The sequence below is a fragment of the Kordiimonas laminariae genome (assembly GCF_023008165.1).
GTDB classification, from domain to species: domain Bacteria; phylum Pseudomonadota; class Alphaproteobacteria; order Sphingomonadales; family Kordiimonadaceae; genus Kordiimonas; species Kordiimonas laminariae.
In genome coordinates this window covers 430540-441648 of sequence record NZ_JAKQZA010000005.1, presented here as the reverse complement: position 1 = coordinate 441648, position 11109 = coordinate 430540, and the positions used below count along the sequence as shown (strand labels likewise).

Annotated in this window: 10 protein-coding genes; 1 reads left to right on the top strand and 9 read right to left on the bottom strand. The window is 47.9% G+C overall.

Features of this window, described 5'->3' with window-relative positions; all coding sequences use genetic code 11:
* Positions 1–400: 400 nt before the first annotated feature.
* A complete protein-coding gene (locus MF542_RS12960; RefSeq protein WP_247020110.1) occupies positions 401–1012 on the bottom strand; it encodes a pentapeptide repeat-containing protein in 612 nt (203 codons plus the stop codon).
* Between the two features lie 230 nt (positions 1013–1242).
* Positions 1243–1695, bottom strand: a complete 453-nt coding sequence (locus MF542_RS12955; RefSeq protein WP_247020108.1) for a TerB family tellurite resistance protein — start codon at positions 1693–1695, stop codon at positions 1243–1245.
* Between the two features lie 218 nt (positions 1696–1913).
* Here MF542_RS12955 and MF542_RS12950 point away from each other — a divergent pair, with 218 nt between their 5' ends.
* A complete protein-coding gene (locus MF542_RS12950) occupies positions 1914–2327 on the top strand; it encodes a VOC family protein (RefSeq protein WP_247020106.1) in 414 nt (137 codons plus the stop codon).
* Between the two features lie 9 nt (positions 2328–2336).
* Here MF542_RS12950 and glpK read toward each other — a convergent pair whose 3' ends face one another.
* The 7 genes from glpK to MF542_RS12915 form a co-directional block, all read right to left on the bottom strand.
* A complete protein-coding gene (gene glpK, locus MF542_RS12945) occupies positions 2337–3827 on the bottom strand; it encodes a glycerol kinase GlpK (protein ID WP_247020104.1) in 1491 nt (496 codons plus the stop codon).
* Positions 3828–3944: 117 nt separating this feature from the next.
* A complete protein-coding gene (locus MF542_RS12940; protein ID WP_247020102.1) occupies positions 3945–5069 on the bottom strand; it encodes an acyl-CoA dehydrogenase family protein in 1125 nt (374 codons plus the stop codon).
* 17 nt (positions 5070–5086) lie between these two features.
* Positions 5087–6298, bottom strand: coding sequence for an acyl-CoA dehydrogenase family protein (locus tag MF542_RS12935; RefSeq protein ID WP_343264884.1), 1212 nt, complete (start codon positions 6296–6298; stop codon positions 5087–5089).
* A 7-nt stretch (positions 6299–6305) separates the two neighbouring features.
* Positions 6306–7457, bottom strand: a complete 1152-nt coding sequence (locus MF542_RS12930; protein ID WP_247020099.1) for an acyl-CoA dehydrogenase family protein — start codon at positions 7455–7457, stop codon at positions 6306–6308.
* An 11-nt stretch (positions 7458–7468) separates the two neighbouring features.
* Positions 7469–8281: a TIGR03084 family metal-binding protein gene (locus tag MF542_RS12925; RefSeq protein WP_247020097.1), complete on the bottom strand. Its 813-nt coding sequence runs from the start codon at positions 8279–8281 to the stop codon at positions 7469–7471.
* Between the two features lie 5 nt (positions 8282–8286).
* Positions 8287–10287 (bottom strand): acetyl/propionyl/methylcrotonyl-CoA carboxylase subunit alpha, encoded by a 2001-nt coding sequence (locus MF542_RS12920; protein ID WP_247020095.1) that lies wholly within the window; start codon positions 10285–10287, stop codon positions 8287–8289.
* Positions 10287–11105, bottom strand: a complete 819-nt coding sequence (locus tag MF542_RS12915) for an enoyl-CoA hydratase/isomerase family protein (protein ID WP_247020093.1) — start codon at positions 11103–11105, stop codon at positions 10287–10289. Before MF542_RS12915 ends, MF542_RS12920 begins: the two co-directional genes overlap by 1 nt.
* Positions 11106–11109: the final 4 nt, after the last annotated feature.

Below are 11109 nucleotides of genomic sequence, written 5' to 3'. Positions count from 1 at the left end.
CCGTCGCGGCGAACACTTGAGCGGTGCGCCCCGTCGGTGTGAGGCGGGTTATAGGCCTACCTAACCAACCTGTAAACAACTAATTTCATGTTTTTTGCATTTTCTTTACAAACCATTAAAAAACCGCAGAAATCTGCGGTTTAATGTAATCTCTTAAAAGAAGCGGATAAAGCCGGATAAGAGGTAAATTACACCCAAGCAGACCTTCCACTGAGATGGCTAGCAAAGACACTAACACCTGAACCCTAGAGATACCGCGGCTTACAGAATATCACCTGTAAAATGAATCACTTAAAACCATGAAAACCGACTTTGAAGAATCAAATACACCCAAAGTGAATCGCTATAATGAAAAAACGCCGAAACATATGTTCCGGCGCTGCTATTATCTTCGGTATGATTAAGATGGCTCCTTTACTGCCATGTGCTCACCATGCCCGATACAGGCCTCTGCATAAGAGAGTGCTTTTAAGATATCGGTACCTAATTCAGGTGATGCTTCCAAGGGAATATTGGTAACGCCGTCATGGCTATGCACATGCCAGCTTGCAGCTGTCTTATATATAAAGAGTGGATGGCCCATTGTTGTGACCCTTACATAAGGCATTGGCCCATCGATTTTCGCCGCTCGCGAATAACGCGGATGAATAAAGCTGCAACAATGGAAATCATCAGGCCCCATAAAGCCACCAATGATACAATCCGTAAAACTGGTATCAGATACGGCTGACGCTTTCATGTCTGTTCCTGCAAGCGTGCAGGATATGAATTCGCAGGCATCAAGATCACAGGCCCTAAAACTGGCCCCAGAGAAATCACAATTAAAGAAGATAGCACCAGACACCATCAGGAGATGGAACCGAGCTTCAGAAAAATCGCAGTTTACGAAAATAGTATCAGACCAATCCAGAATGGCCCGCACTTTAAGTGCGCTGATATTTTCCTGCGCGAACTGTTCCCCCATAACTAATTTATGCGAAGGAAACATATGTGTAAGTGTTTTTAAATCCATGACAGTGTCACCCAAATTAATGTCATGAACGTCCCCAACCGTCCGAAATGCCGGGATAATGCCGATGCTTGGATCACTCGTAAAGATTTAGATAAAACTTTAAGCAATTTCTGGGCATGAACACCTAATGGTTCCGAATAATAGAAAAGTTAAGAGCTAAAAGGGCGTTAAAAACAAAAAAGGCCACCTCTGATGAGGCGGCCTTTTTGAAAATCAGTAACCTATACCGATTAAACTTTGATTGGGTCTTCCACAAGGCCCATAAGCTGAGCAGGTGTTACACGCAGCGCATCAACAACGCTGTTGTAGAAAGCCACTTCAAACGGACTTACATTATCATCTGCTTTAATTAGTTTTGCGAGAGACTTAGCAATCTGTAGGCGCTGACCATCATTAATCTTACGGCTTACGTTCGAGAGATAACCTTCAAGGGTTGCTTCATCATAAAGGTCAGAGATAGCAGCAATGCGCACTTCACTTTCTTCCACATCCTTGCCAGCAAATTCAGCGAAAATCTTCTGCACTGTATCCACTTCAACAGGATTGATATTAGAATCAGCGCTTGTCGCGCGGGATAGAGTAAGAAGAAGTGCTTCTTCGAATAGCTTTTGGCTTTCTTCCGCAGACGGCATCTGATCACCAGTGAAAAATTTAACAATGTGGCTAAAGCTTACAATGCTCATTATGCCCCTCCTAAACGTTCAAACGTTACCCGTATCGATAGTTTGCAGGATTTCAACGTAAATTGCCAACCCGGAATAAGGATTAACGTAAAATTTCGAAATTACCCCACAAGAATATTCTTTAATTGCTGAACTACTTCAAGAAATGGTTTGTTGCAAGCATATGTTCGAGCTTTCATAAAAAGACAGAGTAAACAGCTTCAAGGGAAAGAAAAGAGATGCCTGCATTTTTCCATTACGCCTGCCATGTGAGATCCCTTGAAGATGCCGTTAAATTCTACTGTGATCTTCTTGGGTGCACAAAAGGCCGATCTACAGAAACATGGGTTGATATAGACTTCTTTGGCCACCAATTATCGCTGCACATAGGAGAACCCTTAGCTACACAGCCAACAGGTATCGTGGAAGGCATCAAAGTCCCTATGCCACATTTTGGCGCTATCCTCCCTTCTTCAGAGTGGCGTATACTAGCACACAAACTAGAAGGAGCAGGCATAGACTTCATCCTCAATCCAACAACCCGTTTCGAAGGAGAGGCAGGTGAACAAAACACCATGTTTTTCACTGACCCATCCGGAAACGCAATTGAGATAAAGGGCTTTACTGACATGAGCGGTATTTTTACTGCCTGATTCGCCCAGCTAAACCGAAAATGCTTCCGTTGCAGCCACCGCCTTGCGCCAGCGCATGCGCTTTTCCTGAACTGCATTTTCAGTTTCTTCAGGCACGAAACCACGCTCGCACTGCCAATTCGCGCTGATATCCTCAATCGAGTGGTAGAGCCCGGCCTGCAAGCCTGCAAGATAGGCAGCACCCAAAGCGGTTGTTTCCATCACAACAGGTCGATCCACAGAAACATTTAGAAGCGTAGACAAATTCTGCATCATCCAATCGTTGGCCACCATGCCGCCATCAACCTTAAGCACTTCTGGTTTCACACCATCCTCAGCCATCGCTTCCAATAGATCTGCTGTCTGGAAGCATACAGATTCAAGAGTAGCTTTAACGATTTCCGCTTTACCGCTTGCACGCGTAAGACCAAACATGGCGCCACGCGCTTCTGGATTCCAGTAAGGTGCACCCAACCCTGTAAAAGCAGGTACAAGCATTACACCACTATCAGGATCAGCTTCTTTCACAAGCACCTCAGTTTCTTTTGCGGAACTGATAAGCTTCACTTCATCCCTGAGCCACTGAACAGCAGCGCCTGCGATAAAGATGGAACCTTCAAGCGCATAAGTGGTTTCACCGTTCAACCGGTAGGCCACGGTGGACAGGAGTTTATTTTCTGAATGAATACGGGTCATGCCAGTATTGAGCATTACAAAACAGCCAGTGCCGTATGTACTTTTAATATCGCCAGCCTTGAAACAACACTGCCCGATTGTTGCTGCTTGCTGATCACCGGCCACACCCAATATTGGCACCGGGCGGCCGAAAATATTCGGGGCCGTTTCACCATAATTATCGGCAGAGTCTTTCACCATGGGTAGAACAGAAGCAGGCACACCGAAAAGCGAAAGCAATTCTTCATCCCAGGCTTGAGTTTCAATATTAAAGAGACTGGTACGACTGGCGTTTGTAGCATCTGTTGCGTGCACGCGACCATCCGTCAATCGTGAAATCAAGAAGCTATCAATAGTGCCAAATGCAAGGTCACCTTTTTCAGCTTGCGCTCGTGCGCCCTCCACATGATCCAATATCCAAGCAACTTTGGTGGCGGAGAAATAAGGATCAAGCAGCAGCCCAGTTTTCTGCTGAACCGTTTCACTATGGCCTGCTTCTATCAAAGACCTGCAGGTTTCGGAGGTTCTGCGGTCCTGCCAAACAATTGCGTTATAAAGTGCTTTGCCTGTATTCCTGTTCCATACGGTGGTGGTTTCCCGCTGGTTGGTGATACCAATAGCGATTATTTCATAGCCTTTGTTTTCTGCTTCGCGGAAAGCCGCTTGTGCAGTCTTGAGGCTTGTTTCCCAAATAGCTTCCGGATCATGTTCAACCCAACCATCTGCGGGATAAATCTGCGGGAACTCTTCCTGTGCAACAGCAATGATTTCTGCTTCTTTAGTAAAGACAATGGCTCGGCTGCTTGTAGTGCCTTGGTCCATCGCTAAAATACACTGCTGTTTCATAAAATCTCCTCCCACCATTCGGTGGTAAGCATAGCCAGAACAAATAGCATTGGAAAAGAAAAAACAGCGCCACAATGGACGCTGTCTTCAACTCAGAACTTTACTCAAAACAAGAATTTAAAACATTAATGCCGCAAGCTTTTCACGGTGGTAGGCGCCATCCCCTGCCATATGCTCACACCAGAGCGAACGACGACGGTAAAGCTGAGCATCACATTCATACGTGAAACCAAAACCACCATGGAATTGAATGGACCGATCAGCCGCATAAGAGAAAGCTTCCCCCGCTTTTGATTTGGCCATACGCACTGCGACTTCCTGCTCGCCCTGCTTATCAAAATTATGTGCTGCACTATAGAGATGAGACCGTGCATGTTCATAAGAAATATGCGCATCTACAATCGGATGCTTAAGCGCCTGATAAGACCCGACGATTTTATCAAACTGCTTACGGGTGCGGAGATAATCAAGCGTATATTCGATGGTACTGAAGGCACCACCGCACATTTCCGCAGAAAGAAGTAGAGCCTGCACCATATGAATATGAGCAAGAGCTGCATCAGCTTGATTCACATCCATCATCTGAATTTCATGCACACCAACACCGTCCAAACATAGTTTGAATGAGCGTCGGGTTTCATCAATCACAGTCTCTCGGCGAATAGAACCTTCTGGCAGCATATCTTTTTCAACAATAAACAGTTTTGCTGAGCCGCCATCTAAAGCAGCTGAGACAATGAAAATTTCAGCAGAATGAGCATCACACACAAATGTCTTTGTGCCTGATAGCATATAGCCATTCCCTTCCAGATTAGCCGATGCTTCAATATTTAAGAGGTCCCAATCGCCATTATCTTCTGAAAGTGCGACAGTCGCCGCCATGCCTTCAGCAATTTTTGGCAGATAGGTTTTTTTCTGAGCCTCAGTACCGCCCGCGATGATCGCCTGCGCGGCAATACTGGTGGAAACAAACGGCGTTGCCATCAAATTACGGCCCATCTGCTCAACAACAGGTACCACTTCAGCAAGACTAAGGCCCACACCGCCATATTCTTCCGGCAGAGCGATGGCAAGCCAGCCAAGTTCAGCTACTTCTTTCCACACATCCGGGTCATAGCCCAGATCGTCTTCAAGCAGTTCACGCACTTTCTCGATAGGGGATTTATCCCGGCAAAAGTTTGTGGCTACTTCCAACAGGTCTGCTTGTTCCTCTGTAAGGCCAATGGTTCCAACCATATCCATAATACTGTCCCCTCGCCTTAACTTTTTGGAAGGCCGAGCACATGCTCGCCAATAATGTTGCGCTGAATTTGGCTTGTGCCACCGCCAATAGTTGCCGAGAAAGCATTCAGGTAGCCACGCTGCCAGATACCACCTTCAACAGCGTCTTCTTCACCCACATAATAAGCAGCCTTTGTGCCCTGAAGCGAGATAGCAAATTCATTCAAACGCCTGATAAATTCTGTCCAGGCTACTTTGGAAGAAAGCGGCAAACTATGCGGCTTTTCCTGAATAAGCGGCGTGAGGCTCTGGCGTTTGGCAGATAATGCAATACTCCGCGCTTCAATCATAAACTGGGTAAGCTGATCACGAATAACCGGGTCTTCAATAGCAGGCTTGCCGTTACGCATCGCTGTTTTCGCGAGATCAAAAATCTTGGATACATCCGGCATACTGATCGTATACCCGCCTCCCTGTCCGCCACGAGCGCCACGTTCATATTCTAGCGTGCGCATAGCCACAGCCCAGCCCTGACCTTCTTCACCCATCATGCAGTCTGCTGGAATACGAGCATCGGTGAAGAATGTTTGGGTAAAACCGTATTCACCCGTAAGCTTACGGATAGGGGTCGTTTCAATACCGTCTACATGCATCGGGGCAAGGAAGAAACTCAGCCCTTTATATTTACTTGGCGCATCCGGATTGGTACGGGCAAGCAGGATCATATATTTGGCAAAGTTGCCTTGCGTGGTCCAAATCTTCGAACCATTGATGATATAATCATCTCCGTCACGCACCGCTTTGGTTTGCGCATTTCCAAGATCAGAACCATGATCTGGTTCAGAGAAACCCTGACACCAGATATCTTCTGCTGTTAAAATGCCTTTTAGGTATATAGCACGATCTTCATGGGTTCCCATATCAAGGAGTAGGGGGCCAGTCCAATTGAGGCCAATAGCGTTGAGCATAATCGGCACCCGCTGGCGCTCCATTTCCTTGGTCGCAACTTCCTGGAATTTCTGGTGCATGCCGCCACCGCCATATTCCTTTGGCCAGCCTGCACCAATGAAGCCTGCTTCATAGCATTTTCGCTGCCAGTCCCGTAGGAAATCAAACTGCTCTTCAGTACCCACTTCCATAAAGGTAAGCGGCAACATGAAATCAGGCTCGGCAGGGCGGTTTTCCTTTAGCCATGCAGAAGCTTCTTTTCTAAACTCTTCCAATTCCTGTGTTGTCGGACTGCTCATCATATCCCCCTTATAGGCCCATCTGGCGTACAGCCAGATCACGCATAATTTCTTCCGAGCCACCACCAATGGCCATTACCTTCACATCACGGTAAATGCGTTCAACCGGATTACCGCGCAGATACCCGGCACCGCCGAAAATCTGCATGGCTTCGCTTGCGCAATATTCCAGCATTTTTGAAGCCGAGAATTTAGCTTTGGTAATCTGTTCAACGGGCATATCGCCTTCGTTAATCATCCAGCAAATCTGGTTGAGCCATGCGGCCATGCTATCAATCTTCGCAGACATATCCGCGATCTTGTGGCGGATAACCTGATGTTTGATCATTGGCTTACCGAATGTCTCACGGTCCTGCGCATATTTGATACTTTCATCAAGACAGCGTTCAGCCATACCAATCATCTGACCTACCATCATCAGACGCTCATAATTGAAGTTATTCATGATAGAGAGGAAACCCATGTTTTCCTGACCCAGCATATTCTCCGCGGGTACACGAACATTATCTAAGAATAGAGTGGCAGTATCTGATGCCCACCATCCCATCTTACCGCCAACTGACTGGCGAGAGAAACCTTCTGCATCCGCTTCCACAAAGAAAAGCGAGATACCAGCAAGTCCTGCATCACCTGTGCGTGCACCAATCACAAAATAATCAGCTTTCATGCCGCCTGTGATAAAGGTCTTTGAACCATTGATCACATAGTGATTGCCGTCTTTAACAGCTTTGGTTTGAAGGTTAGCTACATCAGAGCCGCCGCCAGGTTCCGTAATTCCAAGCGCTCCGCCCTTGCGGCCAGAGACAATATCCGCCAAGCATTTATCTTTGATATCATCTGACGCTAACTTCTGTATTGGGCCTGTCATAATATTGCGGGAACCAAGGCTAGCCATCACACCGCCCGCTGAAGATTTCCCCATTTCAATCGCAGACCAAGCGCGCATAAATGCATCGTCATGATCAAGGCCAAGCCCACCGTATTTCTCATCAATGCCAGCCGCGAACATTCCAAGTTCACCAGCTTTCTGGTGCAGTTCCCATGGGAAGTCACCATCTTCATCCCATTGATCAACGAAAGGCTCAATTTCCTTCTGCACAAACTTAGCCATGCTGTCGCGGTAGGCGCAGCGCTCTTCTGTATCAAATGGTGTTTTCTTCATGGTTGCCCCCCTTACACAACTGGTGTGGCATGCTTGAAGCGCGTGCCCGGTTTTGGTGGTTGTTCAGCACCCCCCGCGAAGCACTGGGCAATCGCCATCCAAGCGTTTGCTACATCGCCTTCTACTTTCAAGCCTGTATCTGCAATATTTCGGGTTTGGGTAACCACCTGCGCAAATTCAGCAGCGCTCCCCATTATAGAGCCCGCGCTATTTGGTTCACCAAAAGCCCATTCCGCGCCAGACGGCGCAGTAAGACTCACAAACGGAGCTTCTTCAGGCACGGGTTTGCCGTGGGTTTTGAAACAGAACCCAAAGGTTTTCACGCCAATCACAACGATATTTTTGATGCGGTCCGTATCGGTGCGGTCAAGCGCCAGCATATCGTATATTTCCTGACCGTGGGCCCAGGTTTCCATCTGCCTCGCTGTAGCAAACATGCGTACACCCATATCTGGGCCAAACCACTTAAGACGTGCGTCAGGTTCTGTGCCGTCAAACAAATCGCACATCTCAAGAAAGTCGGCGTGCCATTTCTCCAGAAGGTCAGGGCCAGAGATGTCCCCCAGCCAATCGCGGGCATATCCCTGCAAGCCTTTACCATTTTGGAAATAGACCATCACTTTACCTGCAAGCTCGGCGAATGCCGCTTCGCCTTTTGCAGTTGTCATCGCCATATAGTCAGAAAAATGCAGGTGAGCGATCACATCCCAAACGGTCCAGTCCTTAAACTGGGTTTTCACCTGCCAGAAGCTTTCCGGCTGCTTTTTCATCAGGTTATAAAGTTCTTCACCTTCAGTGCGAAGATCTGCGGTAAGTGATGTCATTGGCCCTATTCCCCCTCTGCTTCAATTTCTACAAGCAGGTCACCCGTCGCCACTTGCGCACCAGCTTCTGCTGCTACTTCTTTCACGGTACCGTCCACTTCTGCGAGGATTTGATGCTGCATTTTCATAGCTTCAAGAACCGCGAGTGTATCGCCCGTTTTCACAGGGTCTCCAGCCATCACAAGCACTTCAAGAAGTGCACCATGCATTGGCGCGGTGATGGTGCCACTACCACTCGCTTCATCATCACTTGCAGAAATACGGATGCGGTCTTTGAAGATGGCAGACATTGCCCCACAAGAAGCATGGAGCACACCCTCCCGCTCTTCATGGAATCGAATAGTTCGCGTGCTACCATCAACAACGAGAATAGCTTCATTTTCTTCTAGCGATCCAAGCGTAACTTCACAGCTCTCTTCGCCTGCGGTCACTACATAGCTATCATCCGAAACAGGTTTTACGGAAAGCGCGTACGCAGTTTCGCCAAATTCATAGGTAACAGGAACAGGCAGTATTGAAGCACTGAACCAATTCCGCAGGTGTGACGATACTCCCGTAGAAGCATTCAAAGATTTTTCAGTCGCCAGCTCAAAACTGATAACCGCAACACTTGCCGCATCCACAAAACTTGGCGTGGTTTCTTCCACACCCGCATTACCATATTCTTCAGCAATGAAAGCTGTGGTGGCTTTACCAGAAGCAAAGCTTTCACGCTCAAGGCAATCAATCAGGAAGGCTTTATTGGTTTTACTGCCAAAGAGAGCCGTATCCCCAAGTGCTTTTACAAGCCGTTTGCGTGCAATATCCCGGGTTTCACCGTAAGCTATAACCTTCGCAACCATCGGATCATAATGTGGGGAAATTGCCTGACCAGAAAGGATACCGCTATCAATCCTTATGCCTTCACCTTCTGCTTCATACCAGTGATGTACTGGCCCGCAGGCGGGCAAAAAATCATTCGCCGGATCTTCAGCATAAAGCCGCGCTTCAATCGCGTGCCCTTCAAGAATAACATCTTCCTGAGAAAGCTGAAGGTCTTCACCTTGCGCAACAGCGATCTGCATAGCCACAAGGTCAAGCCCTGTGACCAGTTCTGTTACCGGGTGTTCTACTTGCAGCCTCGTGTTCATTTCCAGAAAGTAAAACTCGCCGGAGGCATCCAGAAGGAATTCAACGGTACCCGCACCTTCATAGCCAATTGATTTTGCAGCAGCCACAGCGGCGGCCCCCATACGTTCACACAGTTCCGGTGTCATCACCGGGCAAGGTGCTTCTTCAAGCACTTTCTGGTGGCGACGCTGAACAGAACAGTCTCGTTCTCCGAGATGAATGGTATTCCCAGCTTTATCGGCAAACACCTGAATTTCTACGTGACGTGGCTCTATGATCGCTTTCTCTAGGATCAGCTCACCTGAACCAAAAGCATTCTCTGCTTCTGAGCGTGCAAGCTTGATTGCGTCAGCAAGGCCAGCTTCCTCAGTTACCAGACGCATACCACGACCGCCACCACCCGCGGCAGCTTTCACCATTAGCGGATAGCCGATTTCTTTCGCTGCGCTAACCAGCGCATCATCGCTTTGGTCTGCATCCTGATAGCCGGGTATGCAAGGTACATCTGCTTCAAGCATCAAGCGTTTGGCGGCAGCCTTGTTGCCCATCACATCAATAGCTTCAGCAGAAGGGCCTATAAAGATAATGCCATTTTCCGCGCAAGCTTTAGCAAAAGCTGCGTTCTCACTAAGGAACCCATACCCGGGGTGGATAGCATCGGCACTTGTCTTTTTCGCCGCATCAATAATCTTATCAGCACAAAGATAGCTTTCACCAACGGGGGCTGACCCAATATACACTTTATGGTCAGCCATCAGTGTATGTTTCGCGCCAGCATCGGCATCTGAATAAACAGCTACTGTTTCAATGCCCTGCGCATAAGCAGTTTCCATAACGCGGCAGGCGATTTCACCCCGGTTTGCAATAAGGATGCGTGTAATGTTTTTCGCGCTCATTATTTTCTATCCAAATCTACGAACCACTCAGGCTTACGTTTTTCAATGAAAGAACTGATGCCCTCGCGGCCTTCATCACCAAGAAGACAATCGGCAAAATCACTTGCTGCAAATTCCACCATCTCTTCCCGAGGGAGCTTATGCGCTGAAAGAGTAAGATGCTTTGTAGCCGCCACGGCACCCGGCGCACATTTCAGCACTTGCCGCTTGATCTGCCATTCAGTACGGCTAAGATTTTCCTCACCGCTTGCAAGGAAATCCACAAGGCCAAGCTTTTCACCTTCAGCGCCATCAAACTGCGCTGCTGTCAGCATGAGGCGGCGAGCCACCGCATATCCAAATTTCTGCATCACATACGGTGAGATTTGCGCTGGCGTTATGCCGAGCATCGCTTCGGTAAGCGAAAAACGTACATCTGGTGCAGCAATCACAACATCAGCTGTACAAGCCATACCGAGACCACCCGCCATTGCAGCTCCCTCGATCACCATGATCACCACTTGCGGCATGGTGTTTATAAGATGGAAGAAATCAGCAGCGGTACGGCTTGTTGCCATAATATCTTCTTTTGAAGCGCCGCCTGTCATACTGGCTTTGAAAGATTTCAAATCCCCGCCAGCACAGAAAATACCGCCTTTGCCGCGCATGGTAATGCCCCTCACATCGCGGTCTTCTTTAACGGTATTTAATACATCCGAGATATCTTTGATCATCTCAGTTGAAAGCGCGTTTCTGTTATCAGGCCTATTGAACCAGATGGTTAACCAGCCGTCTGCTTGCTCACAAAGAATGTTTTTATATTCACCAAGATCAGCCATGATT

Excerpts from the sequence above, each read along its gene's own strand:
- MF542_RS12930 (WP_247020099.1), bottom strand. The coding sequence starts at position 7,457 with ATGAAGAAAACACCATTTGATACAGAAGAGCGCTGCGCCTACCGCGAC.
- MF542_RS12935 (WP_343264884.1), bottom strand. The coding sequence starts at position 6,298 with ATGATGAGCAGTCCGACAACACAGGAATTGGAAGAGTTTAGAAAAGAA.
- MF542_RS12925 (WP_247020097.1), bottom strand. The coding sequence starts at position 8,281 with ATGACATCACTTACCGCAGATCTTCGCACTGAAGGTGAAGAACTTTAT.
- MF542_RS12940 (WP_247020102.1), bottom strand. The coding sequence starts at position 5,069 with ATGGATATGGTTGGAACCATTGGCCTTACAGAGGAACAAGCAGACCTG.
- MF542_RS12950 (WP_247020106.1), top strand. The coding sequence starts at position 1,914 with ATGCCTGCATTTTTCCATTACGCCTGCCATGTGAGATCCCTTGAAGAT.
- MF542_RS12920 (WP_247020095.1), bottom strand. The coding sequence starts at position 10,287 with ATGAGCGCGAAAAACATTACACGCATCCTTATTGCAAACCGGGGTGAA.
- glpK (WP_247020104.1), bottom strand. The coding sequence starts at position 3,827 with ATGAAACAGCAGTGTATTTTAGCGATGGACCAAGGCACTACAAGCAGC.
- MF542_RS12960 (WP_247020110.1), bottom strand. The coding sequence starts at position 1,012 with ATGGATTTAAAAACACTTACACATATGTTTCCTTCGCATAAATTAGTT.
- MF542_RS12915 (WP_247020093.1), bottom strand. The coding sequence starts at position 11,105 with ATGGCTGATCTTGGTGAATATAAAAACATTCTTTGTGAGCAAGCAGAC.
- MF542_RS12955 (WP_247020108.1), bottom strand. The coding sequence starts at position 1,695 with ATGAGCATTGTAAGCTTTAGCCACATTGTTAAATTTTTCACTGGTGAT.